This window comes from Bradyrhizobium sp. 170, from assembly GCF_023101085.1.
Classification (GTDB): domain Bacteria; phylum Pseudomonadota; class Alphaproteobacteria; order Rhizobiales; family Xanthobacteraceae; genus Bradyrhizobium.
Genome location: NZ_CP064703.1, coordinates 2,462,016 through 2,477,226, shown reverse-complemented (window position 1 = coordinate 2,477,226; position 15,211 = coordinate 2,462,016). Strand labels below are relative to the sequence as shown.

The window sequence follows — 15,211 nt, the reverse complement described above, 5'->3', positions numbered from 1 at the left end:
CGACGCGACGGGTTAAGGGGTCTCGGACAAAGGTCCGAGCCCTTAGCCGATCTGGATTTTGGTGTCGGAAACGAAGGTGTAGGGCGGCACCGGCAGATTGGTCGGCGCGGGTCCCTGACGGATGCGGCCCGAGGTGTCGTAGACCGAACCGTGGCAGGGGCAGAAGAAGCCGTCGTAAGCGCCCTCATGGGCGATCGGGATACAGCCGAGATGCGTGCAGATGCCGACCACGACCAGCCATTGGTCATGGCCCGGCTTGACGCGCGCCTCGTCGCTCTGCGGATCGGGCAAACTTGCGACAGGCACCTTGCGGGCCTCGTCGATCTGCTTCTTGGTCCGGTGGCTGATGTAGATCGGTTTGCCGCGCCAGAACACCTTGATGTCCTGTCCTTCGGCGATCGGGGTCAGGTCGACCTCAATCGGCGCACCGGCCGCGATCGTCGAGGCATCCGGGTTCATCTGGGAAACCAGCGGCCACACCGTGGCAGCGGCGCCTACGGCGGCGACGGCTCCCGTTGCAACGTAAAGGAAATCACGGCGTGTCGGATGGTCCGCCGAAGACGCTGTCGTCACGATTCCAAGCCCTTTCTTGTCTGCAGCCAGCGGAACCGCCCCGGACGCGCTGAAGCGCAACCGGAAGAGGCTGCCGGCGCCCGCGGCCCCCGCGGCGGCAGAAAAACCGCTTTTTCCTCCCCAATCCGGCGGAACAAGCAGTCCAGAATCGTTCTATTGGCACCCTTGCCGTGAGAGCGCAAGCCCGCTATCGGCTCGCAAGCGTGCAATGCACTAAATCCGCGCCCGACCGTGATTTATTCAATACATTCACCCACGCTGCCGAAGCCTCGACACCATGCAGATTGCGCTTTTCCAGCCCGATATTCCCCAGAACACGGGAACGATTCTGCGCCTGTGCGCGTGCCTCGGCGCGGCTGCCCATATCATCGAGCCGGCCGGCTTTCCGATCTCGGACCGGCATTTCCGTCGGGCGGGAATGGACTACCTCGACCACGTCGCCCTTACCCGCCATGACTCATGGCAAAAATTCCAGCAATGGCGTAACGAAGCCGGGTCCCGGCTGGTGCTGTTTACGACCAAGGGAGCCGGTTCCTATCTGGATTTCAGCTACCGGCGGGACGATGTGTTGCTGTTCGGGCGGGAATCCGCAGGGGTAACCGCCGAAGTCGCCTCCGCTGCCGATGCGCGGCTGGTGATCCCGATCAGGCCCAGCTTGCGCTCGCTCAATGTGGCCATGGCGGCGGCCCTGGCATTGGGTGAGGCGCTGCGGCAGACGGATCACCCGATGGCGGGTGAGATCGGTTCCAAGGAGAAGGTGTGAGCTACGCGGTCAAAGAGATATTTCTGACCTTGCAGGGCGAAGGCGCGCATGCCGGCCGCGCGGCGGTATTTTGCCGTTTTTCCGGCTGCAACCTCTGGAGCGGCCGCGAACAGGACCGCGCCAGCGCCACCTGCAAGTTCTGCGATACCGACTTTGTCGGCACCGACGGCACGCTGGGCGGCCGCTACGCCACCGCGGACGAACTCGCCGAAATCATCGCCGGGCAATGGATCGGTGAGAATACCAACCGCTATGTCGTCCTGACCGGCGGCGAGCCGCTGCTGCAGGTCGATCCCCCCTTCATCGATGCGCTGCATGCGCGCGGTTTTGCCATCGGCATCGAGACCAACGGGACGATCGAACCGCCCGCCGGGATGGACTGGGTCTGCGTCAGCCCGAAAGCCGGCGCCGGGCTCGTGGTGCGCCGCGGCCACGAATTGAAGCTGGTCTATCCGCAGGCCGGAGCGGCGCCGGAAGATTTTGCGGGGCTCGATTTCGAACGTTTTTCGCTGCAGCCGATGGACGGCCCCGACGTGATCGAAAACACCGCGCGCACGGTCGACTACTGCCTGCGCCATCCGCAATGGCGGCTCAGCCTGCAAACACACAAGACACTCGGCATCAGATAGGAACCAGATTTTCAAGATGTGGGAACTGACCAAATCATTTCGCTTCGAAGCCGCGCATTCGCTGAAGGGAACGACCTTCGGCGCGGCGAGCGAGGAAATTCACGGCCACTCGTTTCGCGCCGAGGTGAGCGTGCGCGGCACGCCCGATCCGGCCACCGGCATGGTGCTGGATCTCGGCCTGCTCGAACGCAGCATGGAAGAAGTCCGCAAGACGCTCGACCATAAACTGCTCAATAAAGTCGAAGCGCTGGGGACGCCGACGCTGGAAAACATTTCGCGCTACATCTTTGAGCGGCTCCAGCACGCCGGCAAGATCACCCGCGTCAGCGTTCATCGCGACAGTTGCAACGAGAGCTGCACCTATTTCGGACCACAGGGCTAAGCCGCATGGACATGTCGCTGATCGAGGATCGCAAGACGCGCGCGCGAGCCTGGTTCGAAGTCTTGCGCAACGACATCTGCGCAGCCTTCGAGCGGCTGGAAGACGATGCGCCGGCCTCGCTCTATCCCGGCGACGCCGGACGCTTCGTGCGCACGCCCTGGAACCGCACCGACCACACCGGCAAGCCCGGCGGCGGCGGCATGATGTCGATGATGCGCGGGCGGCTGTTCGAGAAGGTCGGCGTGCACTGCTCCACCGTGCACGGCGAGTTCGCGCCCGAATTCCGGGCACAGATTCCGGGCGCGGCCGACGATCCCCGGTTCTGGGCATCAGGCATTTCGCTGATCGCGCACCTGCGCAATCCACACGTGCCCGCGGTGCATATGAACACCCGTTTCGTCGTCACGACCAAGGCGTGGTTCGGCGGCGGGGCTGACCTGACGCCGGTGCTGGACCGGCGGCGCACCCAGGAGGACCCGGACACGCTGGCCTTCCATCAGGCGATGAAGCAAGCCTGCGGGGGATCGAACCATGTGGCCGACTACGACAAATACAAAAAATGGTGCGACGAATATTTCTATTTGCCGCATCGCAAGGAAGCGCGCGGCATCGGCGGCATATTCTACGACTGGCATGATTCCGGCGACTGGGACGCCGACCTCGTCTTCACGCAGGACGTCGGCCGCGCCTTCCTGAAAATCTATCCCGAACTCGTCCGGCGCAATTTCGCCCAGCCCTGGAACGCCGCCGATCGCGAGGAGCAGTTGATCCGGCGCGGGCGCTACGTCGAATTCAACCTGCTCTACGATCGCGGCACCATCTTCGGGCTGAAAACCGGCGGCAATGTGGATTCTATTCTCTCGTCGATGCCGCCGGAGGTAAAGTGGCCATGATTGGACTGTCATGATCGGCTTGTCATGACCGATCGCTAGACTGCGAGTCGCGTCATGCATTACAAGGAGCAGATCATGGATTTGAAACCAGGCGATGTCGTCATGCTGAAGTCGGGCGGCCATCCGCTTAGCGTGGTGGAAGTCAACGACGGCAATGTCGCGTGCGTGTGGATGGGCAATGAAGGCGATCTCTTTCGCGAGACGCTGCCATTGGCCGTGCTTGAACTCGCCGAGCACGATACGTCCGATGACGAAGAGGAAGACGACGAAGAAGACGATGACGACGAAGACGAAGAGGGCGAGCACGGCAGCAAGGTCGCTTAAGCGAATTTCGACGTCGCCCGGCATCCACGGCCCGGCGACGTCATTTTCTGGAATTGGACCGCGTGCGGGGGATCTGATATTCGCGGCAAGTCGACCGCAGCTTCCCGCGGTCGACAGCGCTGGAAGCGAAATGGCCGTGAAACGATGACCCACCTGCCCCGCGCCATGCTGATCGACATGGACGACACCATCTTGTCGGCCTATGGCCGCCCCGAGATCGCCTGGCACAACGTCGCCGCGGAATTCGCCGCCGAGTTCGGGCCGTTGACCTCGCAGCAGGTTGCCACCGCAGTTCTGGATTCCGCGCGCAAATTCTGGGCGGTCGCAGGCGCCGAATGGCGGCTGAAGCTGGACGAGGCGCGGCGCGTCACCGTCACAGGCGGATTTGCCGCCCTTGCCGCAGGCGGCCACACGCTATCAGAGGATCTTGCGGTACGGCTCGCCAACCGCTTCACCGCCTACCGCGAAGAGGAAATGTTCGTCTTCCCCGGCGCGCACGACGCCATCGACGAACTGAAGGTGCGCGGCGTCAAGCTAGCGCTGGTGACCAACGGCGCCGCCGGCGCCCAACGCGCCAAGGTCGAACGTTTTGCGCTGTCGCACCGTTTCGATCACATCCAGATCGAGGGCGAGCACGGTTTCGGCAAGCCGGACGAGCGCGCCTATCTGCACGCCATGCAGACACTCGGCGTCACCGCATCCGAGACCTGGATGATCGGCGACAATCTGGAATGGGAAGTCGTAGCACCGCAGCGGCTCGGCATCTACGCCATCTGGATCGACGTGCACGGCGACGGCCTGCCTCCGGACTCCACCGTGAAGCCCGATCGCATCATCCGCTCGCTGACGGAACTGCTGCCCCCCGAGCTCTGATAGAGCGATTATAGCGAAGTGGGTACCGGTTCGCGTGAAGAAAACGCGTCAAAACAAAGAATCTAGAGCTTCGGTTCTGATTTAATCAGAACCGATAATGCTCTAGTGCCGCAGCGCCGCCGCGATCATCATCGTGCCGCCGGCCATCACGGCGGCGTCGAGGATCGCGGTGTGGATGTGCACCGGCATGCGCTCGACGAAGGCTTTTGCGAGGAACGCGCCGGGAATCGCGATGGCGCCGATCAAGAGGGCAAAGGCCAGCACCTGCGCGGTAACGACGCCGGCGAGGCCGAATACCGAAATCTTGATGAGGCTGGTCACCACCGAAATCATGGCGTCGGTGGCAATCACCGCCGCTCCCTCGAGCCCCGACGCCATCAACAGCGACAGCAGGATCACGCCGGAGCCTGATGTGCCGCCGACCAGCACGCCATAGCCCACCGCGCTCGCACCGAGACCGGTATCGCCAATCCTGATCTCGCGCTTCTTGGCCAACCGGCGCAGCGGGACGCTCAGGATCAGCATGCTGCCGATCACCAGCGCCGCGCCCGCGCTGCTAAGCCGCGTGTAACCGTAGGCGCCGAGCGCGGTGGTCAGCGCGGCAGCCCCGATCACGATCAGGGCGCGGCGCCGGTCGGCGTAACGGAAATAGGCCACGAAGCGGCTGATATCGGTGATGATCGCTGATATCGCGATGATCGGCACCACGGGCTCGGCCCCGATCAGCGGCACCAGAACCAGCGGCATCAAGGCGCCGGTGCCATAGCCGGCAAGGCCGCCGACGATGGAGGCCAGCAGCGCCATGCCGCCAACCAGCACGAGTTGGCCGAGCGAAATGTCTGCGAAGCCGGCCAGAACATTCACAGCCGGTGATCGCGGGTGAAACGGGCGGCGGTCTGGTCGGCGATCGCGGCAAGCGCGGATGCATCCAGCGGAAAATCCGCGGCCAGCCAGGCGTCTTCCGCAAGCGTCAGCACGTGACCGAGCGCGGGGCCCTCGGCAATGCCGCGGGAGATGAAATCGGCCGCCTTCAGCGGAAATTTCGGCGCGCTCCAGCGCTGCGGCAAAGTCGCGAGATCGTGCCAGCGCGCGGCGCCATTCTCGACGCCGCCTTCCCGCGCCCATGCCAGCATCAGCCGGTCGCGGTAGGGATCCTCGCCGAGCCGATAGAGCAACTGCCGCGCCCGGGCGTCATCCTTGCTGGCGAGCCGCCACCAGCGATGGCCCATCGAGTCCAGCGCCTTGGTTTCCGCGTTGGAAAGGCGAAGCCGCGCCGAGACGCGCCTGGCGTCCTCGGTGACGGCCACCGTGAGCGCGGCGAGCCGGCGCACGGCGTTCGGCGGCAGCCCCAGCGCGCGTTCAACCGCGATCATCGCCGCGAACGCTCCGGTATAGGCGACGCCGCCGAAGATCGGCAGCAGCAGGCCGGCATCCGACATCGCCTGCACCGCAACCGCGGCGCCTTCCGCGATCAGCAGCTTCATCATTTCCATGCGCACGCGTTCGGCGGAAAGGCTCGAAAGTCCCGCGCGCCCGTCGATGCAGGCGAGATATCCGGCGCGGTCGGGCTCACCCGCCCCGTAGGCGGCATGCATGCGGAAGAAGCGCAGGATGCGCAAATAATCCTCGGCGATGCGCTGGCTGGCATCGCCGATGAAGCGCACGCGCTTGGCCTCGATATCGGCAAGCCCGCCGACATGGTCGTGCACGATGCCGCCGGCATCGACGGAAAGCCCGTTGATGGTGAAGTCGCGCCGTTCCGCATCGCGAACCCAGTCGCGCCCGAATGCAACCCTGGCCTTGCGGCCAAAGGTCTCGGTATCCTCGCGCAAGCTCGTAACCTCGAACGGATGCGATTCGACCACCAGCGTGACCGTGCCGTGGTCGATGCCGGTCGGCACGCATTTGATGCCCGCTACCTTGGCGCGGCGGACGACCTCGTCGGGCAGCGCCGTCGTCGCGATATCGATGTCGCCCAGGGGAATATTCAGCAACGCATTGCGCACGGCGCCGCCGACCACGCGGGCTTCCTCGCCATCGCCATTGAGCAACGCGAGCACGCGCGCGGCCGGACCGGATCTGAGCCACGGCGCGTCCGACAGCACGCGGGCCTCGCTCATTTCTCGACTCCCGGAACCAGCTTGCCGTCTTCGAGATGCGCGGGAACGTAGGTCGAATCCGGCGGCGCGCCGGAGAATTGCGCGAGCAGGACGAAGCTGATCACGACCAGCAGCAGCGATCCCAGCACCAGTTTGGCGACAAGATGCGCAGGCCACGAGGACAACACCAATACTTGGGAACGGGTAGCAATGAGAAACAGCGCATAGGCCACGAACGGGATCAGGAAAATCGCGACCTCGGTCAGAACCGGACGGATCATGCGAGATAAATCCGCTCATACAGTACGCGCAGGATTCCTGCGGTCGCGCCCCAGATGTAACGCTCGGCGAACGGCATGGCGTAATAGGAGCGCTCCATGCCGCGGAATTCCTTGGAATGGATCTGATGGTTCTCGGGATTCATCAGGAACGCCAGCGGCACCTCGAAGGCGTCGACCACCTCGCCTTCGTTGATCGTCAGCTTGAAGCCGGGCTTGACACGCGCCACCGTCGGCAGGATGCGAAACCCGAATGCGGTTCCATAGAGATCGAGATAGCCGATCGGCTCGATGAAGTCGCGCTTGAGGCCGACTTCCTCCTCCGCCTCGCGAAGTGCGGCGTCGAGCGGGGAAGCATCGGTCGCGTCGATCTTGCCGCCCGGAAAGGAAATCTGGCCGGCATGGCTGGAGAGATGCGGCGAGCGCTGCGTCAGCAATACGGTCGGCTCGCGGTGATCGACCACCGGGATCAGCACCGCCGCCGGGCGTACCGGCTGCTCGCGCGCCACGATCTCGAGCATGCGGTCGTTACCCGCGTCGCCGGTTTTAGGAACGATATCGGGATCGACCAGGCCGGGCGGCACGTCGAAGCTCAACCGCGCCTGGCTCCGCGCGAAAAATTCCGCCGAGTTGATCGGAGCCGCTTCCATCTTTTTCAGCATCGGCTCGTTCAAACCGCGTCCCTCACCTGCTTCGCATCCGCCATCGCAAAGAACTCGCCGCCGGACTCGATTCCGAACATCGGCTGACCATCGACCACCCGCTCTTCCCCCATGTCAACCAGATCGTAATAGAGCGCACGGGTTACTTTCGCCCACAGATCGGCGCGGACGTGAAGGTAGGGCGTCAACCCGCCGTCGGCGGCCATCTCGAACCGCAGGCGATGGGCAGAATCGCATGGCACCCAGTCGTCAACGTTGGTGCGAAAGCGCAATAGCCGACCGCGATCGCCGGCCTCGTTCTGCATCTCAACCGCCATGAACGGCGCATCGTCGACGCGAATGCCGACCTTCTCGACCGGGGTCACGAGAAAGTGCTTGCCGTCCTCGCGCTTGAGGATGGTCGAAAACAGCCGCACCAGCGCCGGCCGCCCGATCGGCGTGCCCATGTAGAACCACGTACCATCGCTGGCGATTCGCATGTCGAGATCGCCGCAGAACGGCGGATTCCACAGATGTACCGGAGGCAGCCCCTTGCCGGCAGGGGCCGCGTTGGCGGCTTCCCTCGCAGCGACAGTTAGTCCTTCGAGGCCCTGAGTGCCGGTTTGCCCTTGCTTCGCCATTGTTTGCCCTGAGTCTCGGCGCCTCATCTGGCACGATTGGTGCACGTATACCGAGATATGTGTTCCCGACGATTGGTGTCCGTACTAATGCGGATGGGTCGCCATATCGTGATGCCGTTCATACCCCGAAATACCGATAATGTGGGGATACTTTAATTCAGCGAATACATGGCCTTTGCACAGGTTTAGCATGAGGTTCGTGGCATGACGACGCAACCAGCGGTGTCATGAAGCGGTTATACGGTCGAAGGAGACAGACATGGCGAATGCAGACGGTGTCGAGAAACTCGAGGACGCGATCGTCCGGTCGGCGGAGCAGGTCGCCGGCCAGATTCGCGCCGCGAAGGAAGCCATCTCCACCGTCATCTTCGGCCAGGACCGGGTGATTGAAAACACCCTGGTGACGATCCTGTCCGGCGGCCATGCGCTCTTGATCGGCGTTCCCGGCCTCGCCAAGACCAAGCTCGTCGAAACACTGGGCATCACGCTCGGGCTGGACGCCAAGCGCATCCAGTTCACACCGGACCTGATGCCCTCGGATATTCTGGGCGCCGAAGTGCTGGACGAGAGCAACTCCGGCAAGCGGTCGTTCCGCTTCATCTCCGGACCGGTGTTCGCGCAGCTCCTGATGGCCGACGAAATCAACCGCGCCAGCCCGCGTACGCAATCGGCGCTGCTGCAAGCCATGCAGGAACAGCACATCACCGTTGCAGGCGCGCGGCATGACCTCCCAAAACCGTTCCACGTGCTCGCCACGCAAAACCCGCTGGAGCAGGAAGGCACCTACCCGCTGCCCGAGGCGCAGCTCGACCGCTTCCTGATGGAGATCGACGTCGATTATCCCGATCGCGATGCCGAACGCCGCATCCTGTTCGAAACGACCGGCGCGGAACAGACGCTCGCCAAGGCCTCGATGGATGCGGAAATCCTGATCGCGGCACAGCGGCTGGTGCGGCGCCTGCCGGTCGGCGACAGCGTCGTCGAGGCGATCCTGTCGCTGGTGCGCGCCGCACGTCCGAGTTCCGAAGACGGCGGCGACAAGCTGATCGCCTGGGGGCCGGGCCCGCGCGCCAGCCAGTCGCTGATGCTGGCGGTTCGCGCCCGCGCGCTGCTCGACGGCCGCCTCGCGCCCTCGATCGACGACGTGCTCGATCTCGCCGAACCCATTCTCAAGCACCGCATGGCGCTGACGTTCTCGGCGCGCGCGGAAGGCCGCACCATTCCCGACGTAATCAGACAATTGAAGACGCGGATCGGTTGATGGCCGCAGAGACCAGCCACGAGACCAGGGAGATTTTAGCAATCCGACGTGCCGATGGCGAAAGCCGAACGCTCGCCGCATCGCTGCCTCGTCTCGTGCTTGAAGCGCGCCGCATCGCTGCCAACGTCATCCATGGCCTGCATGGCAGGCGCCGCGCCGGCGCGGGCGAGAGCTTTTGGCAGTATCGCCGCTTCGTCTCCGGCGAGCCATCGCAGAACGTCGACTGGCGGCGCTCGGCGCGCGACGATCATCTCTATGTCCGCGAGCAGGAATGGGAGGCCGCCCATACCGTTTGGCTGTGGCCCGACCGTTCGCCGTCGATGGCGTTTGCTTCCAAGGGCGCGCGCGACAGCAAGCTGGAGCGTGGGCTGATCGTTACGTTTGCACTCGCCGAACTCCTGGTTTCGGGCGGCGAACGCGTCGGCATTCCAGGCCTGATGAACCCGACCGCAAGCCGCAACGTGATCGACAAGATGGCGCAGGCGATGCTGCACGACGATGCGGTGCGCGCGAGCCTGCCGCCGTCCTTTGTCCCGTCGGCGCTGGCCGAAATTGTCGTGCTGTCCGATTTGTGGTCGCCGATGAGCGAGATCAGGGTGATGCTCGCAGGGCTTTCGGCCTCCGGCGCCCATGGCTCGCTGATCCAGGTCGTCGATCCCGCCGAAGAAACCTTTCCCTATGCCGGCCGGGTCGAATTCGTCGAGCCGGAAGGTTTTGGCGTCATCACCGCCGGCCGCGCCGAGAGCTGGGCCAGCGACTATGTCGCGCGCGTCGCACTGCATCGCGACGAGATCCGCAGCGAGACCAACAAGCTCGACTGGTTGTTCTCGACCCACACCACCAGCCGTTCCGCTGCCGAACTCCTGCTGTTCCTGCATTCGGGCATGATGGCAGCCAAGGGAACCGCGCGCGGCTCAACCGTCAAAGCGGGACGCAGCGCATGATCGCGGGGCTCCCCCTCACCTTTGCGCAACCGCTGCTGCTGCTGGGCCTGTTGAGCCTGCCGGTGCTGTGGTGGCTGCTGCGCGTCATGCCGCCCCGGCCGAGGCGGATCGAGTTTCCGCCGACGCGGCTCTTGTTCGACATCAGGCCGAAGGAAGAAACCCCGTCGCGGACGCCGTGGTGGCTGACCCTGCTGCGGCTCGCCGCCGCCGCGCTGGTCATCCTTGCCGCCGCCGGCCCGATCTGGAATCCGCAGACCGGGGTCGGTGGCAGCAACGCGCCATTGGTGATCCTGCTCGACGACGGCTGGAGCGCGGCTGCAAGCTGGGACACGCGGGTCAAGGCCGCTGACGAGTTGATCGCCAACGCGGACAACGACCGCCGCGGCGTCGCACTGGTTCCGCTCTCCGAGACCGCGCGCGACATCACGCTGATGCCCGCCGGCACCGCGCGGGTCGCGCTGCGCCAGATTGCGCCAAAGCCCTATTCGATCGACCGCGTCGATACGCTCGGCGCGCTCGACCGCTTCCTGAAGGCGACCGGAGATGCCGAGATTGCATGGCTGTCCGACGGCGTCGACACCGGACGCGGCAGCGACTTTGTCGAAAATCTCGGCAAGACCATCGGCGACCGCAAGCTGACGGTGTTCGAGGGCGGCGCGGCCCCGGCGCAGGCGCTGGTCGCCGCTGAAAACGCCGCGGCGAAGATGACGGTCAAGGTGCTGCGCACCACCGGCGGCGTCGCAGCCGGCGTGGTCCGCGCGATCGACGCCAAGGGCTCGCCGATCGGCGAGGCGCGCTACGCATTTGGCATGCAGGATCGCGAGAGCGAAGCGGCGTTCGATCTGCCCGTCGAACTGCGCAACGACATTTCGCGGCTGGAAATAACGGGCGAACGATCGGCCGGCGCGGTGCAACTTCTCGACAAGCGATGGCGGCGGCGCGCCGTCGGCGTCGTCACCGGCGCAACCAGCGATACCGCCCAGCCGCTATTGGCATCGACCTTCTATCTGACCCGCGCATTGTCGCCATTCGCCGACGTGCGGCTGGGCGACCGCGGCGCGGCGCAACAGGTGATCGCGCAGTTCCTCGATCAGCGGTTGCCGATGATCGTGCTCGCCGATGTCGGCACGCTGTCGCCGGAAATCCGCGAGCGGCTGAACGCATGGATCGATCAGGGCGGCGTGCTGGTGCGTTTCGCAGGCCCCCGTCTGGCGCAGGCCGATGACGATTTGGTGCCGGTGAGACTGCGTCGCGGCGGCCGCATCCTCGGCGGCAGCCTGACCTGGGAAAAGCCGCAGCATCTGGCTTCCTTCGCCGCCGACGGTCCGTTCGCGGGCCTCACCGTGCCCAAGGACGTCACCGTGAACCGGCAGGTGCTGGCCGAGCCGGATGCGGTGCTCGCAACCAAGACCTGGGCGTCGCTGGAAGACGGCACGCCGCTGGTGACCGGCGAGCATCGCGGCAGGGGCATTATCAGCCTGTTCCATATCGGCGCCGACTCGCGCTGGTCGGACCTGCCGATGTCCGGCAGCTTCGTCGAGATGCTGCGGCGGATGGTCGACATGTCCGGCTATACCGCAAAGCCCGGTGCGGGCGTTGCAAGCGAGGCGACCAATGTCGAGACCGTGGCGCCGCTGCGCACCCTCGACGGTTTCGGCGCATTCGGACCGCCGCCCTCGGCCGCCAAGCCGATGCCGGCGGATTATCGCGACCGCGCCACGTCGGATCATCCGCCGGGCTTCTACGGCCCGGCCGATGGGCCGATCGCGGTCAATACGCTGGCCTCGGCCGATCGCATCGCGCCGCTCGATACAACTTCCCTGCGCGCGCAGCGCGCCAGCTACACCAACGCCGAACCGCGCGATTTGCGCGGCATTCTGCTCTCGTCGTCGCTGGCGCTGTTCCTGATCGATGCGGTCGTGGTCGCGATGTTGGGCGCGGGCCTTGCCGCGTTGTGGCGGCGACGCACGGCGGCTGCCAGCGTTCTGTTGGCCCTGATCCTGTCCGCGACCTCGATCGCGCCTTCGCCGACGCGCGCCCAGAGCAACGACGAATTCGCCATCAAGGCGGTGTCGCAGACGCGCCTTGCCTATGTCGTCACGGGAAATGCCGACGTCGATTCCATCGTCAAGGCCGGCATGGCCGGACTGACGCTGTTCCTGGCGCAGCGCACGGCGCTGGAGGCCGGCGATCCCGTCGGCGTCGATCCCGCGCGCGATGAACTGGCGTTCTTTCCGCTGATCTACTGGCCGGTGGTGCCGGGCGCGCCGAAGCCGCCGCAGGATGCCATCAACCGCATCGACGCTTACATGAAGCAGGGCGGCACGGTGCTGTTCGATACCCGCGACGCCGTCGAGGCGCCGCCCGGCGAGAACGGCGCATCGCAGACGCCGGGCATGCGTACCTTGCGCGAAATTCTCTCCTCCCTCGACGTGCCTGAGCTGGAGCCGGTGCCGCGCGAGCACGTGCTGACCAAGACGTTTTACCTGCTGCGCGATTTCCCCGGCCGCTTCAACACAGGCCAGACCTGGGTCGAGACCCTGCCGCGCGAGGATGACGACGACGCAGCCTCACGGCCTGCGCGCGGCGGCGACGGCGTCTCGCCCATCATCATCACCTCGAACGATCTGGCCGGCGCCTGGGCGCACCGTCCGGACGGGCAGCCGATGCTGCCGCTGACGCCCGGCGAACCGCGCCAGCGCGAATTCGCCTTCCGCTCCGGCGTCAACATCGTGATGTACACCCTGACCGGCAACTACAAGGCCGATCAGGTCCACGCGCCCGCCCTCATCGAACGGTTGGGGCAATAGGCCATGAGTTACGGCATCGCGTTCACTCCCCTCGTTCCGACGCTCGTGCTGTGGATCGCGCTCGCCGCGATCGTCGCCATCTCGGTGCTGCTGCTGCTCGGGCGGTCGCGCGGTGCTGCCGTGCGCGTCGCGGCGCTGGCGCTGATCCTGCTGGCGCTGGCCAACCCCTCCTTCACGCGCGAAGACCGCGAGCCGTTGTCCTCGGTCGCCGCCGTCGTGATCGACAAGAGCCCGAGCCAGAACTTTGGCACGCGCAACCAGGAGACGGCGAAGGCGCAAGAGGCCCTCGTCGACACGCTGAAGAAGATCAAGGGGCTGGAAGTGCGCGTCGTCGAGGCCGGACAGGCCGACGGCGAAACCGACGGCACAAAGCTGTTCGGCGCGCTGTCCTCGGCGCTGTCGGACGTTCCCGTCGACCGCGTCGCCGGCGCGTTCCTGATCACGGATGGCCGGGTGCATGACATTCCCGCCAATGCCGCCGCCCTCGGATTCCAGGCGCCGGTGCACGCGCTCGTCACCGGGCGCAAGGACGAGCGCGACCGCCGGATCGCGATTTCGGCCGCGCCGCGTTTCGGCATCGTCGGACAGCCCCAGACCATCACCTACCGGCTCGACGACCAGGGCGTTAGCGGCCAGCGCGCCAGGATCGTGGTGCGCCGCGACGGCGAGGTCATCAGCGAGCGCACGCTCTCGAGCGGCCAGACCGCCAATGTCGAGGTCGACATCAAGCATGCCGGTTCGAACATCGTTGAGATCGAAGCCTCGCCGCTCGAGAACGAGCTGACGCTGGTGAACAATCGCGCCGTGGTCGCGATCGAAGGCGTGCGCGACAAGCTGCGTGTGCTGCTGGTATCCGGCGAGCCGCATTCCGGCGAGCGCACCTGGCGCAATCTGTTGAAGTCCGACGCCAGCATCGATCTCGTGCACTTTACGATTTTGCGCCCGCCGGAGAAGCAGGACGGCACGCCGATCAACGAATTATCGCTGATCGCGTTTCCGACGCGCGAATTGTTCCAGCAGAAGATCAACGAATTCCAGCTGATCATCTTCGACCGCTACGCCCGCCAGGGCGTGCTGCCGATCGCCTATTTCGACAATATCGCGCGCTACGTCCGCGCCGGCGGCGCGGTGCTGGTGTCGGCCGGCCCCGATTACGCCTCCACGACCAGCATCTGGCGCACGCCCTTGGATACGGTGCTGCCGGCCGAGCCCGTCGGCGTCACCGAAAAACCGTTCTATGCGCATCTGAGCGACGCCGGCAAACGCCACCCGGTGACGCGCGGCCTCGAGGGCTCGGCGAGCGAACCGCCGCGCTGGAGCCGCTTCTTCCGCACCGTGGATACGCGCAACGCGATCGGCGCACCTGTCATGACCGGCGCCGACGGCAAGCCGCTGCTGCTGCTGTCGCGCTTCGGCGAAGGCCGGGTCGCGCTGCTGTTGTCGGACCACATCTGGCTGTGGGCACGCGGCTTTGAAGGCGGCGGGCCGCATCTGGATCTGCTGCGGCGGACGTCGCACTGGCTGATGAAGCAGCCTGATCTCGACGAAGAGGCGCTGCGCCTGCAAATCCAGGGCAAGGACCTCGTGGTGCTGCGCCAGACCATGGCCGACAACGTGCCACCGGTGACCGTGACGTCGCCGAGCGGCGCCACGAAAGAGCTCACGCTGACCGCAAGCGAGCCCGGCACCTGGCGCTCCACCCTTCCCGCCAGCGAACTCGGCCTGTGGCAGGCAACCGACGGCGCGCTGAAAGCCCTGATCAATGTCGGGCCGACCAACCCGAAGGAGTTTTCGGAAGTCACGTCCACGACAGAAATGCTGAAGCCGCTGGCGCAGGCGACCGGCGGCGATGCCCGCCGTGTGGTCGACGGCACGAGCGTCGACCTGCCCCGCGTGGTCCCGGTGCGCGCCTCCGGTATCTTCCACGGCGACGGCTGGATGGGCGTGAAGATGCGCGATGCCAGCGTCGTCAAGGGCGTCGGCGTGCTGCCGATGTTCGCGGGGCTTGTCGGGCTGTTGCTGCTGCTCGGCGCGTTCGCGGCGACCTGGGTGCGCGAGGGGCGGTAAGCGCTACGGTACGATCTCTGGTTAGCCAGCTCC

General features: G+C 65.5%; 16 protein-coding genes. 10 read left to right on the top strand and 6 right to left on the bottom strand.

The features are described from left to right. Positions 1-42: 42 nt before the first annotated feature. The gene (gene petA, locus IVB05_RS11550; RefSeq protein WP_247784300.1) at positions 43-573 is read right to left on the bottom strand and encodes a ubiquinol-cytochrome c reductase iron-sulfur subunit; all 531 of its coding nucleotides are present in this window, start codon (positions 571-573) and stop codon (positions 43-45) included. A 277-nt stretch (positions 574-850) separates the two neighbouring features. Here petA and IVB05_RS11545 point away from each other — a divergent pair, with 277 nt between their 5' ends. The 6 genes from IVB05_RS11545 (at position 851) to IVB05_RS11520 (ending at position 4,437) form a co-directional block, all read left to right on the top strand. Then, complete coding sequence (locus IVB05_RS11545; protein WP_247784299.1) at positions 851-1,336, top strand: tRNA (cytidine(34)-2'-O)-methyltransferase; 486 nt, start codon at positions 851-853, stop codon at positions 1,334-1,336. After that, positions 1,333-1,965 (top strand): 7-carboxy-7-deazaguanine synthase, encoded by a 633-nt coding sequence (gene queE, locus IVB05_RS11540; RefSeq protein WP_247784297.1) that lies wholly within the window; start codon positions 1,333-1,335, stop codon positions 1,963-1,965. Before IVB05_RS11545 ends, queE begins: the two co-directional genes overlap by 4 nt. 16 nt (positions 1,966-1,981) lie before the next feature. Beyond that, positions 1,982-2,347 (top strand): 6-carboxytetrahydropterin synthase, encoded by a 366-nt coding sequence (locus IVB05_RS11535; protein WP_247784296.1) that lies wholly within the window; start codon positions 1,982-1,984, stop codon positions 2,345-2,347. A 5-nt stretch (positions 2,348-2,352) separates the two neighbouring features. Continuing rightward, positions 2,353-3,240: an oxygen-dependent coproporphyrinogen oxidase gene (gene hemF, locus IVB05_RS11530; protein WP_247784295.1), complete on the top strand. Its 888-nt coding sequence runs from the start codon at positions 2,353-2,355 to the stop codon at positions 3,238-3,240. A 75-nt stretch (positions 3,241-3,315) separates the two neighbouring features. Continuing rightward, positions 3,316-3,564 (top strand): DUF2158 domain-containing protein, encoded by a 249-nt coding sequence (locus IVB05_RS11525; protein WP_247784293.1) that lies wholly within the window; start codon positions 3,316-3,318, stop codon positions 3,562-3,564. 144 nt (positions 3,565-3,708) lie between these two features. Next, on the top strand, positions 3,709-4,437 hold the full coding sequence (locus IVB05_RS11520; protein WP_247784292.1) for an HAD family hydrolase: 729 nt from the start codon (positions 3,709-3,711) through the stop codon (positions 4,435-4,437). Between the two features lie 102 nt (positions 4,438-4,539). On the opposite strand, the gene IVB05_RS11515 is transcribed toward IVB05_RS11520, so the two are convergent. From IVB05_RS11515 to IVB05_RS11495, 5 genes are read right to left on the bottom strand one after another with little or no spacing between them, the layout of a single operon-like run. Then, positions 4,540-5,301, bottom strand: a complete 762-nt coding sequence (locus IVB05_RS11515; RefSeq protein WP_247784291.1) for a TSUP family transporter — start codon at positions 5,299-5,301, stop codon at positions 4,540-4,542. Next, entirely contained in the window at positions 5,298-6,557 is a 1,260-nt protein-coding gene (locus IVB05_RS11510) for a CCA tRNA nucleotidyltransferase (protein WP_247784290.1), read from the bottom strand. The genes IVB05_RS11515 and IVB05_RS11510 overlap by 4 nt, the downstream gene beginning before the upstream one ends. Continuing rightward, a complete protein-coding gene (locus IVB05_RS11505; RefSeq protein WP_247784289.1) occupies positions 6,554-6,817 on the bottom strand; it encodes a DUF6111 family protein in 264 nt (87 codons plus the stop codon). The genes IVB05_RS11510 and IVB05_RS11505 overlap by 4 nt, the downstream gene beginning before the upstream one ends. Then, a complete protein-coding gene (locus IVB05_RS11500) occupies positions 6,814-7,488 on the bottom strand; it encodes a CoA pyrophosphatase (RefSeq protein WP_247784287.1) in 675 nt (224 codons plus the stop codon). The genes IVB05_RS11505 and IVB05_RS11500 overlap by 4 nt, the downstream gene beginning before the upstream one ends. Further along, positions 7,485-8,096 carry a DUF1285 domain-containing protein gene (locus tag IVB05_RS11495; RefSeq protein ID WP_247784286.1) on the bottom strand — a complete coding sequence of 204 codons (612 nt, stop codon included), beginning with the start codon at positions 8,094-8,096 and terminating at the stop codon, positions 7,485-7,487. The genes IVB05_RS11500 and IVB05_RS11495 overlap by 4 nt, the downstream gene beginning before the upstream one ends. Before the next feature lie 259 nt (positions 8,097-8,355). Between IVB05_RS11495 and IVB05_RS11490 the strand changes: the two genes are divergently transcribed. Genes IVB05_RS11490 through IVB05_RS11475 form a run of 4 tightly spaced genes read left to right on the top strand, consistent with a single transcriptional unit; the run spans position 8,356 to position 15,178 of the window. Beyond that, positions 8,356-9,357, top strand: a complete 1,002-nt coding sequence (locus IVB05_RS11490; protein WP_108522523.1) for a MoxR family ATPase — start codon at positions 8,356-8,358, stop codon at positions 9,355-9,357. Then, the gene (locus tag IVB05_RS11485) at positions 9,357-10,301 is read left to right on the top strand and encodes a DUF58 domain-containing protein (RefSeq protein ID WP_247784284.1); all 945 of its coding nucleotides are present in this window, start codon (positions 9,357-9,359) and stop codon (positions 10,299-10,301) included. Before IVB05_RS11490 ends, IVB05_RS11485 begins: the two co-directional genes overlap by 1 nt. Further along, the gene (locus IVB05_RS11480) at positions 10,301-13,111 is read left to right on the top strand and encodes a DUF4159 domain-containing protein (RefSeq protein ID WP_247786661.1); all 2,811 of its coding nucleotides are present in this window, start codon (positions 10,301-10,303) and stop codon (positions 13,109-13,111) included. The genes IVB05_RS11485 and IVB05_RS11480 overlap by 1 nt, the downstream gene beginning before the upstream one ends. Before the next feature lie 3 nt (positions 13,112-13,114). Next, complete coding sequence (locus tag IVB05_RS11475) at positions 13,115-15,178, top strand: hypothetical protein (RefSeq protein WP_247784282.1); 2,064 nt, start codon at positions 13,115-13,117, stop codon at positions 15,176-15,178. The last annotated feature ends 33 nt before the right edge of the window (positions 15,179-15,211 follow it).

Bases quoted from the DNA above. Each gene is read 5' to 3' on its own strand.
- IVB05_RS11545 (WP_247784299.1), top strand. From the start codon at position 851: ATGCAGATTGCGCTTTTCCAGCCCGATATTCCCCAGAACACGGGAACG.
- hemF (WP_247784295.1), top strand. From the start codon at position 2,353: ATGGACATGTCGCTGATCGAGGATCGCAAGACGCGCGCGCGAGCCTGG.
- IVB05_RS11520 (WP_247784292.1), top strand. From the start codon at position 3,709: ATGACCCACCTGCCCCGCGCCATGCTGATCGACATGGACGACACCATC.
- IVB05_RS11525 (WP_247784293.1), top strand. From the start codon at position 3,316: ATGGATTTGAAACCAGGCGATGTCGTCATGCTGAAGTCGGGCGGCCAT.
- IVB05_RS11490 (WP_108522523.1), top strand. From the start codon at position 8,356: ATGGCGAATGCAGACGGTGTCGAGAAACTCGAGGACGCGATCGTCCGG.
- IVB05_RS11495 (WP_247784286.1), bottom strand. From the start codon at position 8,096: ATGGCGAAGCAAGGGCAAACCGGCACTCAGGGCCTCGAAGGACTAACT.
- IVB05_RS11505 (WP_247784289.1), bottom strand. From the start codon at position 6,817: ATGATCCGTCCGGTTCTGACCGAGGTCGCGATTTTCCTGATCCCGTTC.
- IVB05_RS11535 (WP_247784296.1), top strand. From the start codon at position 1,982: ATGTGGGAACTGACCAAATCATTTCGCTTCGAAGCCGCGCATTCGCTG.
- IVB05_RS11485 (WP_247784284.1), top strand. From the start codon at position 9,357: ATGGCCGCAGAGACCAGCCACGAGACCAGGGAGATTTTAGCAATCCGA.
- IVB05_RS11475 (WP_247784282.1), top strand. From the start codon at position 13,115: ATGAGTTACGGCATCGCGTTCACTCCCCTCGTTCCGACGCTCGTGCTG.
- IVB05_RS11510 (WP_247784290.1), bottom strand. From the start codon at position 6,557: ATGAGCGAGGCCCGCGTGCTGTCGGACGCGCCGTGGCTCAGATCCGGT.